Raw genomic sequence first — 18685 nt, forward strand, 5'->3', positions numbered from 1 at the left:
TTTTTATGGGAATAATTATCCTTCTTGCTTTAACCTTTGCTCAAGATAGGAGATGACCTCTTCCCTAGCCTGAGGCTCAAACCAAACAGTATTACCATATTTCTTAAACCAGGTAATCTGCCTCTTGGCATACCTTCTGGAATTCTGCTTAATCTGCGAAACTGCATCTTCCAAACTGATGTTTCCATCCAGATAATCAAAGATTTCAGCATAGCCTACGGTCAGCAGAGCAGGTTTATTCCTGAAAGGCAATAAGGATTTCACTTCCTCCAACAATCCCGCCTCCATCATCAGGTCTACCCTTTGATTAATACGATCATAGAGCCATTCCCTATCTGTATTTAAGCCAATCGTGATAACCTGAAAAGGTCTTTCAGCCTTCTGATTGGTCATAAAATAAGAGATTGGTTTCCCAGATGCCTCAAAAACCTCAATGGCACGGATGACACGTTGTGGATTGTCAATGTCCGCTTTTTCATAATATGCAGGATCGATCTCTTTTAATCGCTCTTTCAAGGGTTCCAGGCCATCCCTTCGAAACCATTCATTCAAGCTTTCACGGATATCATCTCCTGCTTTGGGAAGGTCATCCAAGCCTTCCGTCAGTGCCCGCACAAATAGTCCAGAACCACCTACCGCGATCACCACATCCCTGCTCTTGAACAAGACCGCCAAACGAATTAAAGCTTCCCGTTCAAAATCACCGGCCGTATACTCCTCAGCAATGGAATGGGAATTAATAAAATAATGGGATGCTTGGGCTAACTCCTCAGCACTGGGCTTTGCCGTCCCTATGCTCATTTCATGGTAAAACTGCCTGGAGTCGGCAGAAATTATGGATGTTTTAAAATGATTGGCCAATTGGATTGCCAGAGCAGTTTTTCCTACAGCGGTAGGTCCAACGACTACGATCAATGTTTTTTGCCTATTCAATTCAGTGGACATCCTTTTTACTTATTTACAGAATAAAAAAAATAGATGATAGAAGCTCTATCATCTATTTAAAATCTTATCGTCGAATAATCTTAATATTCGTCTTCATTAGACTTGTTTGATTCACCTTCAGACTCTTCGCCTTCCTCATCATCAAACATATCATAATCATCCTCCTCATCTACACCATATTCCTCTGCATCTTCTGACACAAAATCGTCATCATCTTCATCATCAGCCGTAACAGGGAAGTTTGCTGCAGTCAAGTTTCTTGGTGCTTCACCGACTTTCTTGAAAAGGGCAGGATATTCTTTTCCCTCCTCTTCTTTCAAGATCTTGATCAATTCCACATGGAAATCATACGGGCGGTCAAAGTTATAGGTGTAGTAAAACTTTTGATGCGGATCATCAATAAATTTACTCAAACGAACATCTTCCACGATCAAAACGCCAGCAGCTTTCTTTCTATCGTTCGGCAAGAAAGCAATCTCCGTACCTTTTTTCCATTGGTCATTGCTCACATAGAACGAAGAGGAACGCTCTTGGTCGTAGCCAGTACTTTTTTGAATCTGTGTGTGTAAATCTAAGAAAGTACTTTTTGAAGGCATGTCAATCTCTCTGTAAACATCTTCGTAGTCTTCAAAAGTTACTCTAAATCTATATATCGCCATATTCGTAAAATGTATTAATTTGGACAAGCTCTATTTCAAGCTTTAAAATTACATATTTTTTTAAAAAATCAATCCGTTCAAACTTTGGTTAGGCCCAATGTTTTCCCTTTTTCTATCATCAATGATAGCGCTTCTTGCCTTGAATTTGGAATTTCACCTTCCAAAATCGCCTCACGTATAGCCTTCTTGATAATTCCGACATGTTTTCCAGGTCCGATACCAAAGGTTTTCATGATATCATCACCATCCACAGGAGGTTGCCAGTTTCTCAGGTGGTCCCGTTCTTCGACATCTTTCAGTTTCTGTTTTACGAGCTCAAAATTGTCCCTGTACTTCCTCTTTTTATATTCATTTTTGGTGGTGACATCCGCATGGCACAACAACATCAGGTCGTCGATATCATCAGCAGCCTCAAACAACAGGCGGCGAACCGCCGAATCTGTCACGATATCCTTGGCCAAGACAATCGGTCTGAGGTGAAGCATCACCAATTTCTGCACAAACTTCATCTTTTCATTCAAAGGAAGCTTCAGGTCTGCAAACAATTTGGGTACCATCTTCGCCCCACGGTCCTCGTGGCCATGGAAGGTCCATCCTACTTTTTTATCAAAGCGCTTGGTTGCAGGTTTGGCAATATCGTGCATGATCGCTGCCCAACGAAGCCAAAGATCATTGGACATTTCCGCCACATTGTCCAATACTTCCAAGGTATGGTAGAAATTGTCCTTATGCCCTTTACCATCCACATATTCCACACCGTACAATTGATACATGGCAGGAAATATCCTTTCCAGAAGGCCCGTATCAAATAAATACTTGAAACCGATAGAAGGTTTTTCAGCAAGGATAATTTTATTGAGTTCGTCAGTGATCCGTTCTTTGGAGATAATCTGGATACGGTCAGCGTTTTCACTGATGGCATTCAGGGCAGTTGAGTCGATCCTAAAGTTTAACTGGGTAGCAAAACGGATGGCACGCATCATTCTCAATGGATCATCTGAAAAGGTGATGTCCGGAGACAATGGTGTTTTTATCAATCTGTTTTGGATATCGCTCAGTCCTTGGAAGGGATCGATGAGTTCGCCATAATTCGCTTCATTAAGCGAAAAAGCCATGGCGTTGATGGTAAAGTCACGTCGATTTTGGTCATCCTCCAGGGTACCGTCCTCTACGATAGGCTTTCTGGAATCTTTTCGGTAAGATTCCTTTCTTGCACCAACAAACTCAACCTGAAGGCCTTCATAGACCAACATTGCTGTTCCAAATGATTTATAGACAGCAACTTTCGTATGTAGTTTTTCTCCTAGTTTATTCGCGAAATCAATCCCGCTTCCCAAAACAAGGATATCGATATCATCCTTGAATGGACGACCCATGATTCTATCACGGACATAGCCTCCGATAACAAAACAGGAAACTCCCTCCTGATGGGCTAATTCTCTTATTATGGAAAAAATGGGATGACTTAAATTCTCACTCATAGCAACAAAGTGCAAAAGTAATGAAATTTATAGACAACAGGTGTCAGCCTTTATAAAATCCAGCCTTTACTTAGTCACGATCTTTCGACAGTCTACGGAAAGCTAATGGATTTTCAGTCAGAACCTCTTGTTCTCTACGTCTATTTACAATATGAACTGCTTCAAAAATCGCTTCTAAGAAAGATGCATGTGAGGCCATATTTTTTCCAGCGATGTCATATCCGGTTCCATGATCTGGGGAAGTACGGACAACTGGTAGGCCTGCTGTAAAATTAATTCCATTACGCGCAGCGATATGTTTAAACGGAATCAAACCTTGGTCATGGTACATGGCTAGGACCGCATCAAACTTGGTATAGGCATCAGCCGCAAAGAAACCATCAGCTGGGAATGGACCAAAACAGAAGATATCTTCTTCATTGGCTTTCTCAATAGCTGGTTTTATAATGTCACGGTCTTCCGTACCGATCAGGCCATCATCACCGGCATGTGGATTTAAGCCGAGCACCGCAATCTTTGGTTTTTGAATCCAGAAATCCTTCTTCAGGCTTTCATTCATCATCCTCAATTTATGCAATATGCCCTCCTCCGTAATGGAAGCCGCTACTTCCTTCACAGGAATATGCCCTGTAACCACGCCAACGCGAAGGTCATCGCTCACCATAAACATCAAGACATCCTTGGCATCAAATGCATCCTGTAGGTATTCGGTATGTCCTGGAAAGTTAAAGCCCTCTTGCTGTATATTATGTTTGTTGATCGGCGCAGTGACCAAAGCATCAATCAAACCAGCCTTCAGGTCCTCTGTAGCTTTTTGCAAAGAAATAAAGGCATACTTACCACCAATTTCGTTTTGCTCGCCCAAACTGATTTTTACATCCTCTTGCCAGCAATTGATCATATTGGGACGCTTAGCGTTTGCCTGATCCGCTGAGTTGATCACATTGAAACTGAAATCATTCACTCCAATCGCCTTTCGATGGAAGGAGGCAACTTTGGTATTGCCATAAACTATGGGCGTAAAGAAATCCAGAACACGGTTATCCATCAAGGATTTAATAATAACCTCTAAACCGATTCCGTTAATATCTCCTACTGAAATGCCTATTTTTAGTTTCTCACTCATCTTCAATGCTATTAGATATAGTCAAAAATAGCAAAAAAACATAAACATTAAGGTTCAAATGGCATTAACATGCAAATGGAACATACAATTCAAATCCTGCTCGCCTAAAAAACACTATCTTTGTAGCAAATAATTCCTATGGGTTCAGTACGCGCAAAAAAACATTTAGGTCAGCATTTCCTTAACGACAAAAATGCAGCACAACGGATCGTTGATGCTTTAACTCCTTCTCTTGGCTTCAACCAGGTCTTGGAAGTTGGACCTGGAATGGGCGTTCTCTCCGATTTCCTGCTTCAAAATGAGTCCTATGAAACCTTCTTGATCGATGTCGATGATGAATCCATTGAATATTTAGCAGACAAATACCCTGAACTTGGCAACCGTCTGATCCATGGCGATTTCCTAAACCTGGACTTCAGCCAATATTTTGGTGAAAAGATGGCCGTTATCGGGAACTTTCCCTACAATATTTCTTCCCAAATCCTTTTTAAGGTCTTGGAAGAAAGAAACCGTGTGGTTGAAATGGTAGGTATGTTTCAGAAAGAAGTAGCCGAACGTTGTGTGGCCAAACCTGGAAACAAGGAATACGGAATTCTGAGTGTATTTCTGCAGGCATACTATGATGTTTCTTATCTCTTTACCGTAAAAGCAGGAGCATTCAATCCGCCACCAAAAGTTCTTTCAGGCGTGATGCGCATGGTAAGGAACAATCGCGTGACCTTGGACTGTGATGAGAAATTATTCTGGCGCGTGGTAAAGGCAGGCTTCAACCAAAGACGTAAAACCTTGAGGAATGCCCTGTCAGCTGTAGTCCCTAAAGATAGGATGAGTGACAATCCGCTCTATGAATTAAGGGCAGAACGCCTGTCCGTTCAAGATTTTGAAACCTTGACCAACGAAATTTCAAAAAGTCTCTGACATGGATGTACAAAGTGAATTTGCCATTATTGGAGCTGGGGTTGCCGGACTTACCGCAGCCATTGCTCTACAAAACCTAAACCGTGAATTCACTCTTTTTGAACAAGCCAAAGAAATCAAAGGTATCGGGGCTGGATTTGGCTTAGCAGCCAATGCCATGCAAGCCCTAGAATATATCGGAATCCGTGAGGAAGTCGAAAAGATCGGTTATTACCTAGATTCCTTTGCTATCCTTGACCAAAAAGGAAATATCCTCGTCAACCCAAACACCAGTAAATTATCCGATAAATACGCGCAAAAGAATTTTGCTATCCATCGCGCCGATTTACATCTCTACCTCTTATCAAAAGTAAATCAAGATCACATTGCTCTTGGCAAGAGAGCAAGTCATTTGACCCAAAAAGAGGGTTATGTGGAAATACATTTTGAAGATGGAAGTTTGCACAGGAGCAAATACCTCATCATTGCTGATGGTGTCAAATCGCCCCTGCGACAACAGCTCGTCCCAACTTCAAAACCGAGATATGCTGGTTATAGCTGTTGGCGAGCGACAATAGACAACACGGAACTCAACCTGAACAGAGGATCGGAGACTTGGGGAAATAAAGGCCGATTTGGTCTAACACCACTCGTCAATAAACGAATCTATTGGTATGCATGTATCAATGGGCCCCAACAAAACCCAACTTTCAGGGGTTATGGGGTACAGGACCTGAAGCGTCAATTTGGGAATTACCATCAACCTATACAAGAAGTACTGGACAGAACCTTAGATTCCGATTTGATCTGGTCCGATATCATAGATATCAAACCGTTAAAGAACTTTGCCTTTGGCAATATCTTGATCATTGGGGATGCCGCACATGCCTGTACCCCCAATATGGGCCAAGGAGCATGCCAAGCCATGGAAGATGTCGCGGTACTCCATCAGGAACTACAAAAGCAACAACCTGTAGGGCAAGCCTTCCTATCTTTTGAAAATCGAAGATTATCCCGGACCAAGTATATCACAGATACTTCAAAATTGATTGGTGATTTTGCTCAATGGGAGAATAAATTCTTAATTTCAGTCCGAAATAACCTCATGAAGATCATGCCCGACAGCATGAACCAAAAAGCTTTGATCAAGCTGTTCAAGGAAGATTTCATGAAATAATGCATAATATGAATATTTTAATAGTCGACGATATCCATGAAGTTCTGTTGCAGAAACTAAGTCGCGCTGCAATTGCCTATTCTTACCAACCTGATATGAACAGAGCGGAAGCGGAAAAAGCTATCCCTGATTTTGATGGCCTTATCATCCGTTCGAAATTCCAAGTGGACAAAGAATTTATTGACCTCAACCCCAACCTCAAGATGATCGGTAGAGCCGGAGCGGGAATGGACAATATTGATGAAGCTTACGCTAGCAGCAAGGGTATCAAATTGATCCCTGCCAATGAAGGAAACCGCGATGCAGTAGGCGAACACATGATCGGAATGCTCTTGAGCTTGATGAACAACCTGAACCGTGGAGATCGGGAGGTTCGATCTGGCGAATGGAATAGAGAAGAAAACAGAGGCTATGAGCTGAAAGGAAAGACCGTGGCGCTCATCGGATATGGCCATAATGGTCAAGCCATGGCAAAGAAACTATCTGGATTTGATGTAAAAGTCATTGCTTATGACAAGTATAAAACTGGTTTTTCTGACCTATATGCCAGCGAGGTCTCGATGGAAGAAGTCGTACGCAGAGCCGATATATTAAGTTTCCATATTCCTTTAACACGTGAGACCCGAGGTATGGTGGATGACGAATACCTATTCCATTTCAGGAAACCTATCTTCTTTTTGATGGGTGCTCGCGGGGGAATCGTTAAAATCCCCGCAGTATTGAAGAAAATGGACGAAGGCAAAATTATTGCCGCGGCATTTGATGTGCTGCCCGTTGAGAAATTCCCTGCTTTGGCCGAAGAGCCTTGGTATCAGGACCTGATCCAAAGGGAAAATGTACTATTGAGCCCACATGTTGCCGGTTGGACATTCGAAAGTTATTATAAGCTATCCGAAGTATTAGCTGATAAGGTTATTGCTTACGAGTATCAATAGCCATACAAAGAACCATTGAAGCACTAAAGCTAGGTCTAGGAGATAGACATGGTGATAGTGCTTTTCTTTTGAAAAGATAATGATCCTGAACATGGCCAAGATGAGGATCGTCGTCAACAACAAACCAATTTTTACAGCCCAGGTATTTGGGGAAAAGAGAATTAGGATCAAATGGAAGACCCCTATTCCATAGGATAAATTAATCGCTCTTTCTTTTCCCAATAAGATCGGCACCGTTTTCAGGTTATACAAACTATCCTGTTCATAATCCCTGATATCAAAAGGCAGTGTACAAAGCACTAAGAATACAATTTTTACTAGTCCTAAGTAATTGGCAAAGTACCAATCTATTTGCTCGCCATTGGCAAACAGCTCCACTACGGGAAGTCCCACACTACTTAACGACCAGACTAAGGCGATATAAAAAACCTTCAACCCAGGGACTTGCCTCATCCCTACCCATTTATTATTGACTTTGACCAGTGGAACGGCATAGGCCAAACTGATCACGCCAATAAAGCCCAGAAAAAACAAGGTCAAGATATGCACATGTAACAAAGCCCAAACCGTAGTCAAAACTGACAGGCCACTCAATACCCAAAAAAGCCACATGTTCTTCCCGATCCATCGGGTTCGCTGAAATGGTGATTTACTGGGATCTTTCGGCAGGGACAGGTACAGGCTCAGGTTATAGAGAAGCAAGGTGGTAGCGCCTTCAATGATCAAGATATCATTGTTGACCGGAAACTGCAGGATATAATAGGTCAAGGCACATTGAGCCACCGCTGCCAGGGCAATCAATAGATTCGTATGAACCAAAAAATAGTATATCCTTTTCAAAATGCCTGTCATGGTAACCTAACAATTGTTCTCAATATTTGTTCCTAGCCTACAAAAATTAGTATTTCAATCGAAAAAAAATTAAATTAGCTATACAGGTCCTTGTTTTTTCCGCATTCAATAACTAATTGACCGAATTAAATAATTTCCTGACGTAAAGATAATGTAGACCTATAATTTTTTAAAAAAAGATGAATTTTCAGCTTAAATCTTTTGAGGAGTATCAAGAAGCTTACAAAAGGAGTGTAGAAGAACCCGAAGCATTTTGGAGTGATGTGGCAGACCATTTCTTTTGGAAAAGAAAATGGAACAATGTGTTGAACTGGAACTTTAAAGATCCAGACATCAAGTGGTTTGAAGGCGCGAAACTTAATATTACAGAGAACTGTTTAGATCGTCATATCTATAAATTAGGAGATCAACCTGCCATTATCTGGGAACCTAACGATCCCAATGAGGCACACCGTATCCTGACCTATAAGCAATTGTTGCAAAAAGTTGAGCAGTTTGCGAATGTCCTAAAGAACAATAATATCCGCAAAGGCGACAGGGTATGTATCTATTTACCGATGGTACCTGAATTGGTCATTGCTGTCTTGGCATGTGCTCGTATCGGCGCGATCCACAATGTGGTATTCGGCGGTTTCTCTGCACGCTCTATCGCAGATCGTATCAACGATGCAGACTGTAAATTGGTCATTACCTCTGACGGTGGTTTCCGTGGCCAAAAAATATTGGAACTTAAATCTATTGTGGATGATGCCTTGATGCAATGTGATTCTGTAGAAAAAGTAATCGTTTTGACCCGTACCCGTACTCCAGTCTCCATGATCAAGGGTCGTGATGTATGGTGGGAAGATGAGATCAAGAAAGTGGAAACCCAAGGTAATCCTGCATGTCCTGCTGAAGAGATGGACGCTGAAGATACTTTGTTAATCCTTTACACTTCCGGATCAACCGGTAAACCGAAAGGCGTGGTTCATACCACAGCTGGATACATGGTTTACACAGGATACACCTTTGCAAACACCTTCCAATATCAACCGGGCGAAGTTTACTTCTGTACAGCTGATATCGGTTGGATTACCGGACACAGCTATATCGTCTATGGACCTCTTTCTCAAGGTGCTACCTCATTGATGTTTGAAGGAATCCCGACCTACCCGAATGCAAGTAGATTCTGGGATATCGTCGATAAATATAAAGTGAACATCTTATATACCGCTCCTACAGCTATCCGTTCCTTGATGGCCTTTGGCGATGAGTTCCTAGAAGGAAAAGATCTTTCTTCACTACGTGTTTTAGGAACTGTTGGTGAGCCGATCAATGAAGAAGCATGGAACTGGTACCACGATAAAGTCGGACATGGCAAATGTCCAATCGTAGATACCTGGTGGCAAACTGAAAACGGAGGACACCTCATTACCCCGATTGCAGGCATCACGAAAGAGATCCCTGGCTATGCGATGTTGCCACTACCGGGAGTTCAACCATGCTTAATGGATGAAAACGGTGAAGAAATCCAAGGCAACGATGTGACGGGCAACCTATGTATCAAGTTCCCTTGGCCAGGCATGTTGCGTACGACTTGGGGCGATCATGAGCGTTGTAGACAAACCTATTTCTCTACTTACCAAGATATGTACTTCACTGGCGATGGTTGTTACCGCAGTCCTGAAGGCTACTACCGTATCACCGGTCGTGTGGATGATGTATTGAACGTATCCGGACACCGTATAGGCACCGCTGAGGTTGAAAATGCAATCAATATGCACTCGGATGTTGTGGAGTCAGCAATCGTAGGTTACCCTCACCCTGTTAAAGGGCAAGGTATCTATGCATACGTCATTGCCAACCACCATATCGACGCCGAAAAAACAAGACAAGATATCCTGCAAACGGTGACCCGTATTATTGGAGCCATTGCAAAACCAGATATTATCCAATTCGTTACGGACCTTCCTAAAACTAGGTCTGGAAAAATCATGCGTAGGATCCTACGTAAGATTGCCGAAGGCGAATTAAATAATCTAGGCGATACTTCAACCCTCCAAGATCCAAACGTAGTGGAAGCTATCATTGAAGGTTCTAAGGAAATGAAGAAATAATCGTATAAGATTAAAATAAGTATTCCATAAAAAAAATGGAGCCTACAGAATAAGTAGGCTCCATTTTTTTATGTCCTGTTTTGCCGATTTGATCTAGAAAAATGTTCTGGCTAGTTTTTTAGAAAAATCCTAGCTTATATTTTGACCTCATTCGAGACACATTCCGAATTTTCCGAATGTGTCTCGAATGAGGTCAAAGCAAAACCCGAAGCCTTTTGGTCAGGAAAATCGAATCAATCCTCCAGTGAAAATTGAAATTCCTGGTTTTTTTCAGTTTTGTAAGCTAGGTTCTGGGTTGCCGGGGAGATGGCAAAAAGCGGTGAAAAGGTTTTCACTTTTACGGTCTTTCCATCCGGAAGGAATTCCAGGTACCTCAACCAGCCATCACCACCATTACCGAACCAGCCTCCGCCCATGGCTTGGGCATTGAAGGTCATCTGGCTGACGGTTTTTCCGGCAGCGTTCTTATCCTGTCTGAAACCAATGTGTCCATCAAAATTATCCGGATCGCCAATATGTCCAGAGAATACCATTCGGATATTTTTGGAAGGTTTTACCAGTTTTTCAAACACCGCGGCACCATAGTTTGCATCCTCAATCTTATATCCTTCTTTTTGGATATGGTTGCTTTTGCTATCCAAATAGGTATGGGTCAACAAGATCACATCATGGTTTTCATATTTCTGTTGGTCCAAAGTTTTCTTTGCCCAAGCAAGCACTTCATTTCGAGGAGCAAATTCAAGGACCATTACCAATAATTTCTTTGGATGAGGTGTTTCAAACTCATAGACTGCATTGACAGCCGATGAGTTGCCGTTCAAGCTTGGACCTACCTCACGCAATGCTCTTGCATTGAATCCATTTTGTTCCGGTGAGAAATACCTGTCATATTGGGTAGCTCTATATTCAGCGCTCACATGGCCATAATCATGGTTACCGGTTGCCAAAACATAAGGGACACGGTTGTCCAGCTTACGGAAAGCTTCGCTGGTATTGGTCCATTGCTGTTTGCTGTTTTGGTTTGCGGCCTTGCTGTCTGGGTTCAATAGATCATTCTGTTCTACCAAATCGCCCGTACATAGTACAAATTGGGTATTTAATGAGTCTGCATTTTCACGGACCCAAGAGGTCATCAGATTTAATATCCCCACATTGCGGTCATATTTGACATATGTTTGCGGGTCAGGAATTAAAACCAAAGACCAGGATTTGCTGTTTGTAAGTTTAGGTTTGACATAGCTTTGTTGGGCAATTAACTGCTGCGAGAACAATAGCAACGCCAACAAAGTGAAGAGCACTGAAAAAGATTTAAAATTCATAATGATTAAAAGTTGATTATCTAAATTTAATAAGAAAAGGGGATTTTTATTGAAAGTATATGTTTTTATTAGGGGACAAAAATATTCATGATGGATTTTGAGGAATTGGCTTATTGCAATTATTTTTGAATTTCATCATGTTTTCTCTTAATTAAGGCGAGAAAAATGCCTGTTTTTTATTATTTTTATCCGAATCCCATTAATTCTTTAAGAGAGCGCGCATGTTATTTACGATACTTCTAGGTTTGATTTCTTCGATTTTGCTCATTCCATTTGGCAAAAAGCTTAAATCATCCTGGAGCATCATCATTCCGCTCATTCCCACAGCTCTATTTATTTATTACATGGGATATATCCCAAAAATTGCTGCTGGATCTACCTTTTTCCAAGAAATCAGCTGGGTTCCATCCTTAGGGGTCGACTTCAACCTCAAGTTGGATGGTTTATCTCTGTTGTTTTGCCTGTTGATCACGGGAATTGGCTGTGGAATTTTCTTTTATGCCCGAACATATCTCAAAGGACACCCTTATTTTGACCGATTTTTTGGATATCTCTATCTTTTTATGTCGGCCATGCTGGGTTTGGTCCTTTCGGACAATATCTTTTTGCTGTTTATCTTTTGGGAATTGACCAGTATCAGTTCTTTTTTCCTGATTGGGTTCAACAATGACCAAGAGGCATCCCGAAAAAGTGCGATGACCGCGCTGACCATTACCGGTATGGGCGGTTTCTTTTTACTTGCCGGCCTTGTCTTGATAGGCAATGTAGCTGGAACCTATAGGATTTCTGAATTAATAGAATATCGGGACGTTATCTTGAACCATCCCCAATATCCATTGATCCTATTCCTGATCTTTATTGGAGCATTTACCAAGTCGGCCCAATTCCCATTCCATTTCTGGCTGCCGGGAGCCATGAAGGCCCCTACTCCGGTGTCGGCCTATCTGCATTCTGCGACAATGGTGAAAGCGGGGATCTATCTTTTAGCTAGGTTTTTCCCGGTGTTGAGCGGAACGGATTTATGGAGCTATACCTTGATAGGCGTGGGCGGATTTACCATGTTATATTCCGCAGTTCACTCCCTGTTCAGGATTGACCTGAAATCTATCTTGGCCTATACGACCATTTCAGCCCTTGGTATGCTGGTCTTTTTGTTGGGAGTCGGCACGAAGGAAGCTGTTATTGCAGCCAGTGTATTTATCTTGGTGCATGCACTCTATAAGGCCACCCTGTTTCTGGTCACAGGAATCATCGATCATGAAACTGGGACACGGGATATCACGAAACTTTCTGGGTTGCGAAAAGTGTTGGGCCCAGTTGCCCTAGCCGCTGGTTTAGCCGCATTGAGCAGTGCGGGCCTTCCGTCTACATTCGGCTTTATTGGTAAGGACCTCATTTATGAAGCGACCCTACATTCGAAGGAAAATTGGATATTGATATTGACGATATTGGCCGTCGCAACCAATGTCTGCTTGGTAGCAGCTGGATTTATGGCAGGGATCAAACCATTCTTTGGCGAGCTTCCATCAGCCTATTCGAAACTGCACCTTCCCTATAAATCCATGTGGATTCCACCATTGATCCTTGCCACTTTAGGCCTAATCTTTGGGTTGATTCCCGGACTGACCGGAAACTTACTGAGTTATCAAACTGCCAATTCCATCTTTGCTGCTGATACCGAAATGCATTTGGCAATCTGGCATGGCTTCAACACCGTGCTGATCTTAAGTTTGGCAACACTTGGGGCAGGAACTTTTGTTTATTTCATCAATAAACCTAGCGAAGCGAAAGTAAAACGGGTGGAAAACCTAGATAGGATTTCTCCTCAGCGGATCATAACCGGTTATGCCAATGATATCGTACGCTTTGCCGATTGGTTCAGTAACTTCTTCCATAATGGCTATCTACGGTCATACCACATGAAGATCATCCTGTTTGCTGAAGCTTTATTGATATATAAACTTTGGCAAAGTGGCCCAATCCAGATTGATTTCGACAACCTGACCCCATTGACCATCTACGAGGTAGCGGTCGTGATCATTCTTTTGGGTGCTTTGGTGATCGTTATTTCCACACCTTCCCGATTGACCTCGGTGGTGGCCATGAGTGTCATCGGCTATTGTATCTGTTTGATGTATGTGTTCTACAGTGCACCAGATTTGGCCATGACCCAATTTACCATTGACACCTTGAGTACCGTACTTTTCGTATTGGTCCTATATAAATTACCGAGTTTCCTGAACCTAGCTTCAAAGCGAGAAAGATACCGGGATAGCATCGTTGCACTGGGCTTTGGCGCAATACTTTCCATCATTGCCTTGAAAGTGCTGTATGAGCCAATACAAACGCAAACCAGCGATTTTTACGGAGAGAACGCTTATATTTTGGCAAAAGGAAAGAATGTGGTGAACTTGATCTTGGCAGATTTCCGTGGGATCGATACCATGTTTGAAACGGTGGTCTTGGGTATTGCCGCATTAGGCGTGTACAGTTTATTGAAATTGAGATTAAAATCTTCAGAAAAGGAATAAGATCATGCGCAGTATAATATTACAGACAGCTACAAGATACCTGTTACCCATTTTACTTCTATTCTCTTTCTTTCTGTTGTTGAGAGGGCATTATTATCCTGGAGGAGGATTTGTTGGTGGTCTTGTGGCCTCCATAGCCTTCGTATTGCACAGTTTTGCCAATGGTACGGAAGCGACCATGAAGATATTGGGGAGAAAACCCTTGTCCCTGATTCCCATTGGATTGGGTATCTCTGCAGTTGCCGTGGTGATGCCTACCTTTTTTGGGCTGCCCCCCATGACTGGATTGTGGTGGGAAGAAAAAATTCCGGTTATCGGGATGATCGGATCGGCTTTATTTTTTGACCTCGGGGTTTACCTGGTCGTGATAGGAGTTGTATTAACTATTTTATTCACTATTTCACTTACTAAGGATTAATAGATGGAATTACTGTTAGTACTCGTTTTAGGTTTTTTATATGCTGCCGGGGTCTATCTGATCCTTCGGAGGAGCATGGTCAAGCTATTACTGGGAATTATGCTCTTAGGGAATGGGACGAACATCCTGATCTTCCTATTAGGTTCGATCACCAAGGGTAAACCGCCTGTGATCGATTCACAGCACAATGTTTTCCAGGATATTTATGCAGACCCTATTCCGCAGGCCTTGATTTTGACGGCAATTGTAATCAGTTTCGCCCTGACCGCCTTTGCCATTGTATTGTTAAAACGTGTTTATGCTTTAGTGGACACAGATGATTTAGATGATTTAAACACGCCGGAAGAAGAAGATATATGATCGACAACCATATTTTAGCCCCTGTATTCATACATCTTTTTACGGCAATCATACAATTGATTGCTTGGCGAAAGACTATTTCACAGCGCTTCTTAAGCGTTGGTGGAGCATTTATAGGTTTGCTGATTGCCATTCGTTTATTTGCAAAGGTGTACACGGAAGGTTCCTTGCACATGAATGCCTCCAATTGGGAGCCTCCCTTTGGGATTGTATTCGTTGCAGATATGCTGAGTACGACCATGGTCTTATTGACTTCCATTGCTGGCTTTGCCGTATCCATCTTTTCATCGGTTGGATTGAGCAGGCAACGGATGCTATATGGCTATTTCCCTATCTTCCATTTCCTGTTGATGGGCCTGAACGGAGCCTTTTTGACCGGAGACATCTTTAACCTATATGTATGGTTTGAGGTGGTAATCATTTCTTCCTTTGTATTGATGACCTTGGGGGGCAGAAAAGCGCAATTGGAAGGTGCCGTGAAGTACATGGCCATGAATATTTTGGCCTCAACATTTTTCCTGACCGGTATTGGTATCCTTTATGGAATCACCGGTTCTTTGAACATGGCTGATCTTTCCCTAAAAATCAGGGATTTTGATAATAAGGCATTGGTAGGCATTACGTCGATCTTTTTTATTTTAGGATTTGGAATCAAGTCGGCGGTATTCCCGTTGTACTATTGGTTACCTTCATCCTATCATACTCCACCCTCTGCCGTCGCGGCGACATTTGGTGGCTTATTGACTAAATTAGGGATTTACGCCATCTTAAGGGTTTTCAGCCTGATCTTTATACCCGATGAGTTCACCAGAAACCTCTTTATGGTCCTGGCTGTTTTGACGGTATTGACGGGAGCCTTTGGGGCATTGATCAAGACCAATATCAGAAGGATGTTCTCCTATCTGATCGTCTGCCATATTGGGTTTATGCTGGGAGGTATTGCTATGTTTACCAAACTCGCTTTAATGGGAACTGTATTTTACCTGATCCATGACATCATGGTCAAGACCAATATGTTCCTGATCGCAGGGTATATACGTTTGGTAAGAGGCAGCATGGACATGAAAAAACTTGGCGGATTATATAAAGATTATCCGTTAATTTCCCTGATTATCGCCTTGGTCCTGTTTTCATTGGTGGGTATTCCACCACTTTCAGGATTTTGGCCAAAGATTTATCTCTTCCAGGAAGCTTTCGTGGATAAGCAGTATTTCTTCATTGCAGCATTGATCATCGGAAGTTTGGTGACCATGTATGTGATTGCCAAGATGTGGGCCGATGTTTTCTGGAAGGATGTTCCAGCTGGAGTGGTTGTTGAGGATAAATTCCATGATCAGCCCTTGTTTAAGAAAATACTGTTGGTGGGACCGATCCTGATCCTGTGCTCCGTAACCCTGTACATTGGATTCAATGCGGAGAACATCATTACGGTGGTCGATAGAATTACAAATGAATTGTTGGACACAAGCCCTTACATCCGTACCGTTTTGGGCGATAAAGCTTTTGAACAATGATCAAGTTTTTTTTAATGAACCTGCTCCTATCCTTTATCTGGGTAGCTCTGACAGGCTCGCTGTACTATTCTAACTTTATCTTCGGCTATTTGCTGGGGTTCGGCGTGCTATGGATCATGAACAGGAATGAAACTGATCAGCGTTATTTCTATCGTGTGCCTAAGATCATCAGTTTCTTCTTTTTCTTTCTATTTGAGTTGATCAAAGCGAATATTCAGGTGGCTTATGATGTGATCACGCCGAAATACTTCTTCAAACCGGGTATCGTTCGTTATCCAGTCAATACCACGACAGATTTTGAGATCAATATATTGGCGACTTTCATTTCCCTGACTCCGGGCACACTGATTATTGACATCAGTGATGATAAGAAAGCCATTTACATCCATGTGATGTACCTCAAGGACGAAGAACAATTTATAAGGACATTAAAAACAGGGGTTGAACGGAAATTATTGGAGATATTACGATGAGTTTAGAAACCTACTTTGATTTTGTCATATTGCCAATCTTGACCATATCGGTTTTATTGGTGTTTATCCGTTTGTTCAAGGGACCATCCGTTGTGGACAGGGTGATGGCCTTGGACCTCATCATTACCATTGGTATTGGGATCATTACGGTCTACAGTATCCGTCAAGAGCAGGAAGTGCTGTTGGATGTGGCCATTATCTTGGCACTGATTGCCTTCCTCGGTACCATTGCATTCTCTTACTATATAGAAAAACAACAAGATGATTGAAATTATTCTAGCAATACTGAGCACTGTTTGTGCACTTTCTATCCTCTTTGCCTCCATCGGGGTACTGAGAATGCCTGATTTCTATCTGCGTTTATCCGTAACGGTAAAGGCTTCTACCCTAGGGGTCGGCTTGTTGCTGATCTGTGCAGCCATCATGTTCCCTGAGGATGTTTCCGTGACGACAAAATCCATTGCCATCATCTTCTTTTTACTGCTTACGGCACCAATTGCAGCCCATATGATCGGAAAGGCGGCTTATTTCATTGGTATTCCCTTATGGAAAGGTACAGTCATCGATGAACTGAAAGGGATGTACAATAAAGAAACCCACTGCCTGGAAAGCGACCCTAAAAAAGCGGACCAGAATGCACCAGACAATATCGCAGATACCGACGATGCAACAGATTAACTAAAACAGGATACTAACGGGCTTGGATGCTTTGATCCTTTTTCCTGAATCGGTTAATTTTCCCGATTTTTTATCCCTATTGAAAACGACAATTTCGTCAGTCAGCTGATTGCCAACCAAGATGAATCGCTCATTTGGACTGAAATTGAAATTTCGAGGTCCTTTCCCCTGTACTGAAATCACTTCTTTTCTTCTTAGTTTCCCATTCTTGCCAACCGCAAATGTCGTTATGGTATTGGCATCAATTCTATCGGTAGAATACAGGAATTTCCCATCTGAGGACACTTTGATATCGGCGGCGCCACTTTTTCCCTCAAACTCTGGAGAACGCATGGAGATAATCTGGTAAGAATCCCAAACGCCATCTTTCTTCTTGAAAACTTCAATATCACCGGTCATTTCCATCAGGGAATACAGGACATTGCCATTGGGATGAAAGGCGATATGCCTAGGACCTCCGCCAAGGTTGACATTGAGTTCCCCCTTTTCAACAAATTGGAATTTGCCGTTGTCGGTTTTCTGAATATCGAGGATATAAACCTTATCAGCACCTAAATCAGAAACATACAATAGATTATCGGGACCAAAAAAAGCGGAATGGATATGGGAAGCCTCTTGACGGGCTTTATCTACACTTTTTCCATGATATAGTTTGGTATCGTCCTTGGATAGGACCTCCCCTTTTGGAGAAAGCTGAAACAAATCCAAGGCACCCCCCAGATAATTGGAAACTACTGCATATTCAGCATCTTTACCGATGACCACATGGCACGGTGCTGAACCTCCAGTTGCCAGTTTATTCTGAAATTTCAGGCCCTCTTTGCCCAGTGAAAAGGAAGAAAGAGATTGACTACCATCGGTCATTTCATTTGCGGCAAGCAGGAAATAGCCTCTTCTGTCCAAGAATGAAGGGTTAGGGGTACTTGTCTCGCGGACCAAGGTTGCATCTCCAGTTTTAGTATCAAAGCTGAACTCGTAAATTCCCTTGCTTCCATTTGGGGAAGTATAGGTACCGATATAAAGTGGGATCTGGGTATTCTGAGCCTGAGTTAATGTGACATTCATGAAAAGGAATAGGAAAAATAGCTGTCGTGTGTTCATCTGTTAAATATGGTTAAATCGCCTTAAGTTTAAAGCCGTTTAAGTATTTTAGCCCGAATATCTTAGCTTAGGCTAGGTGTTATTACAATTATTACTATATAAAAGTAGAAAAAAGGCATAATA

General features: G+C 42.3%; 18 protein-coding genes. 11 read left to right on the top strand and 7 right to left on the bottom strand.

Annotated features, from left to right (window positions below):
* Nucleotides 1–15 precede the first annotated feature (15 nt).
* The 4 genes from miaA to pdxA form a co-directional block, all read right to left on the bottom strand.
* On the bottom strand, nucleotides 16–945 hold the full coding sequence (gene miaA, locus NLF99_RS01500) for a tRNA (adenosine(37)-N6)-dimethylallyltransferase MiaA (protein ID WP_254526505.1): 930 nt from the start codon (nucleotides 943–945) through the stop codon (nucleotides 16–18).
* A gap of 80 nt (nucleotides 946–1025) precedes the next feature.
* Nucleotides 1026–1604 carry a plasmid pRiA4b ORF-3 family protein gene (locus tag NLF99_RS01505; RefSeq protein ID WP_254526506.1) on the bottom strand — a complete coding sequence of 193 codons (579 nt, stop codon included), beginning with the start codon at nucleotides 1602–1604 and terminating at the stop codon, nucleotides 1026–1028.
* A 77-nt stretch (nucleotides 1605–1681) separates the two neighbouring features.
* A complete protein-coding gene (locus tag NLF99_RS01510; RefSeq protein WP_185211259.1) occupies nucleotides 1682–3085 on the bottom strand; it encodes a CCA tRNA nucleotidyltransferase in 1404 nt (467 codons plus the stop codon).
* 70 nt (nucleotides 3086–3155) lie between these two features.
* A complete protein-coding gene (gene pdxA / locus NLF99_RS01515) occupies nucleotides 3156–4211 on the bottom strand; it encodes a 4-hydroxythreonine-4-phosphate dehydrogenase PdxA (RefSeq protein ID WP_185215923.1) in 1056 nt (351 codons plus the stop codon).
* Nucleotides 4212–4349: 138 nt separating this feature from the next.
* Between pdxA and rsmA the strand changes: the two genes are divergently transcribed.
* From rsmA to NLF99_RS01530, 3 genes are read left to right on the top strand one after another with little or no spacing between them, the layout of a single operon-like run.
* Nucleotides 4350–5129 (top strand): 16S rRNA (adenine(1518)-N(6)/adenine(1519)-N(6))-dimethyltransferase RsmA, encoded by a 780-nt coding sequence (gene rsmA, locus NLF99_RS01520; protein WP_254526507.1) that lies wholly within the window; start codon nucleotides 4350–4352, stop codon nucleotides 5127–5129.
* 1 nt (nucleotide 5130) lies between these two features.
* A complete protein-coding gene (locus tag NLF99_RS01525; protein WP_254526508.1) occupies nucleotides 5131–6285 on the top strand; it encodes an FAD-dependent monooxygenase in 1155 nt (384 codons plus the stop codon).
* Nucleotides 6286–6293: 8 nt separating this feature from the next.
* The gene (locus tag NLF99_RS01530) at nucleotides 6294–7220 is read left to right on the top strand and encodes an NAD(P)-dependent oxidoreductase (protein ID WP_185211263.1); all 927 of its coding nucleotides are present in this window, start codon (nucleotides 6294–6296) and stop codon (nucleotides 7218–7220) included.
* Here the strand turns inward: NLF99_RS01530 and NLF99_RS01535 are convergent.
* Nucleotides 7185–8060: a hypothetical protein gene (locus NLF99_RS01535; protein ID WP_254526509.1), complete on the bottom strand. Its 876-nt coding sequence runs from the start codon at nucleotides 8058–8060 to the stop codon at nucleotides 7185–7187. The two genes, NLF99_RS01530 and NLF99_RS01535, sit on opposite strands and share 36 nt — an antisense overlap.
* A 191-nt stretch (nucleotides 8061–8251) precedes the next feature.
* Between NLF99_RS01535 and acs the strand changes: the two genes are divergently transcribed.
* A complete protein-coding gene (gene acs / locus NLF99_RS01540; protein WP_254526510.1) occupies nucleotides 8252–10168 on the top strand; it encodes an acetate--CoA ligase in 1917 nt (638 codons plus the stop codon).
* Nucleotides 10169–10401: 233 nt separating this feature from the next.
* Here acs and NLF99_RS01545 read toward each other — a convergent pair whose 3' ends face one another.
* Nucleotides 10402–11487, bottom strand: coding sequence for a metallophosphoesterase (locus NLF99_RS01545; protein ID WP_254526511.1), 1086 nt, complete (start codon nucleotides 11485–11487; stop codon nucleotides 10402–10404).
* A gap of 221 nt (nucleotides 11488–11708) precedes the next feature.
* Between NLF99_RS01545 and NLF99_RS01550 the strand changes: the two genes are divergently transcribed.
* The 7 genes from NLF99_RS01550 to mnhG are packed head-to-tail and all read left to right on the top strand — an operon-like array spanning nucleotide 11709 to nucleotide 17461.
* Entirely contained in the window at nucleotides 11709–14018 is a 2310-nt protein-coding gene (locus NLF99_RS01550) for a putative monovalent cation/H+ antiporter subunit A (protein ID WP_254526512.1), read from the top strand.
* Between the two features lie 4 nt (nucleotides 14019–14022).
* On the top strand, nucleotides 14023–14436 hold the full coding sequence (locus tag NLF99_RS01555; protein ID WP_093100507.1) for a Na+/H+ antiporter subunit B: 414 nt from the start codon (nucleotides 14023–14025) through the stop codon (nucleotides 14434–14436).
* 3 nt (nucleotides 14437–14439) lie between these two features.
* Complete coding sequence (locus NLF99_RS01560; RefSeq protein WP_185211268.1) at nucleotides 14440–14796, top strand: Na+/H+ antiporter subunit C; 357 nt, start codon at nucleotides 14440–14442, stop codon at nucleotides 14794–14796.
* The gene (locus NLF99_RS01565; RefSeq protein ID WP_254526513.1) at nucleotides 14793–16310 is read left to right on the top strand and encodes a proton-conducting transporter membrane subunit; all 1518 of its coding nucleotides are present in this window, start codon (nucleotides 14793–14795) and stop codon (nucleotides 16308–16310) included. Before NLF99_RS01560 ends, NLF99_RS01565 begins: the two co-directional genes overlap by 4 nt.
* Nucleotides 16307–16783, top strand: a complete 477-nt coding sequence (locus tag NLF99_RS01570; protein ID WP_094255556.1) for a Na+/H+ antiporter subunit E — start codon at nucleotides 16307–16309, stop codon at nucleotides 16781–16783. The genes NLF99_RS01565 and NLF99_RS01570 overlap by 4 nt, the downstream gene beginning before the upstream one ends.
* Nucleotides 16780–17052 (top strand): monovalent cation/H+ antiporter complex subunit F, encoded by a 273-nt coding sequence (locus NLF99_RS01575; protein WP_093100515.1) that lies wholly within the window; start codon nucleotides 16780–16782, stop codon nucleotides 17050–17052. Before NLF99_RS01570 ends, NLF99_RS01575 begins: the two co-directional genes overlap by 4 nt.
* Nucleotides 17045–17461, top strand: coding sequence for a monovalent cation/H(+) antiporter subunit G (gene mnhG / locus NLF99_RS01580; RefSeq protein WP_254526514.1), 417 nt, complete (start codon nucleotides 17045–17047; stop codon nucleotides 17459–17461). Before NLF99_RS01575 ends, mnhG begins: the two co-directional genes overlap by 8 nt.
* On the opposite strand, the gene NLF99_RS01585 is transcribed toward mnhG, so the two are convergent.
* Nucleotides 17462–18526, bottom strand: coding sequence for a lactonase family protein (locus tag NLF99_RS01585; RefSeq protein WP_254526515.1), 1065 nt, complete (start codon nucleotides 18524–18526; stop codon nucleotides 17462–17464).
* Nucleotides 18527–18685 lie beyond the last annotated feature (159 nt).

Origin of the sequence: Sphingobacterium sp. LZ11T8, from assembly GCF_024261425.1 — a bacterium.
In the GTDB taxonomy this organism is placed as follows: domain Bacteria; phylum Bacteroidota; class Bacteroidia; order Sphingobacteriales; family Sphingobacteriaceae; genus Sphingobacterium.

Bases quoted from the DNA above. Each gene is read 5' to 3' on its own strand.
- miaA (WP_254526505.1), bottom strand. From the start codon at position 945: ATGTCCACTGAATTGAATAGGCAAAAAACATTGATCGTAGTCGTTGGA.
- NLF99_RS01505 (WP_254526506.1), bottom strand. From the start codon at position 1,604: ATGGCGATATATAGATTTAGAGTAACTTTTGAAGACTACGAAGATGTT.
- NLF99_RS01510 (WP_185211259.1), bottom strand. From the start codon at position 3,085: ATGAGTGAGAATTTAAGTCATCCCATTTTTTCCATAATAAGAGAATTA.
- pdxA (WP_185215923.1), bottom strand. From the start codon at position 4,211: ATGAGTGAGAAACTAAAAATAGGCATTTCAGTAGGAGATATTAACGGA.
- rsmA (WP_254526507.1), top strand. From the start codon at position 4,350: ATGGGTTCAGTACGCGCAAAAAAACATTTAGGTCAGCATTTCCTTAAC.
- NLF99_RS01525 (WP_254526508.1), top strand. From the start codon at position 5,131: ATGGATGTACAAAGTGAATTTGCCATTATTGGAGCTGGGGTTGCCGGA.
- NLF99_RS01530 (WP_185211263.1), top strand. From the start codon at position 6,294: ATGAATATTTTAATAGTCGACGATATCCATGAAGTTCTGTTGCAGAAA.
- acs (WP_254526510.1), top strand. From the start codon at position 8,252: ATGAATTTTCAGCTTAAATCTTTTGAGGAGTATCAAGAAGCTTACAAA.
- NLF99_RS01545 (WP_254526511.1), bottom strand. From the start codon at position 11,487: ATGAATTTTAAATCTTTTTCAGTGCTCTTCACTTTGTTGGCGTTGCTA.
- NLF99_RS01550 (WP_254526512.1), top strand. From the start codon at position 11,709: ATGTTATTTACGATACTTCTAGGTTTGATTTCTTCGATTTTGCTCATT.
- NLF99_RS01555 (WP_093100507.1), top strand. From the start codon at position 14,023: ATGCGCAGTATAATATTACAGACAGCTACAAGATACCTGTTACCCATT.
- NLF99_RS01560 (WP_185211268.1), top strand. From the start codon at position 14,440: ATGGAATTACTGTTAGTACTCGTTTTAGGTTTTTTATATGCTGCCGGG.
- NLF99_RS01565 (WP_254526513.1), top strand. From the start codon at position 14,793: ATGATCGACAACCATATTTTAGCCCCTGTATTCATACATCTTTTTACG.
- NLF99_RS01570 (WP_094255556.1), top strand. From the start codon at position 16,307: ATGATCAAGTTTTTTTTAATGAACCTGCTCCTATCCTTTATCTGGGTA.
- NLF99_RS01575 (WP_093100515.1), top strand. From the start codon at position 16,780: ATGAGTTTAGAAACCTACTTTGATTTTGTCATATTGCCAATCTTGACC.
- mnhG (WP_254526514.1), top strand. From the start codon at position 17,045: ATGATTGAAATTATTCTAGCAATACTGAGCACTGTTTGTGCACTTTCT.
- NLF99_RS01585 (WP_254526515.1), bottom strand. From the start codon at position 18,526: ATGAATGTCACATTAACTCAGGCTCAGAATACCCAGATCCCACTTTAT.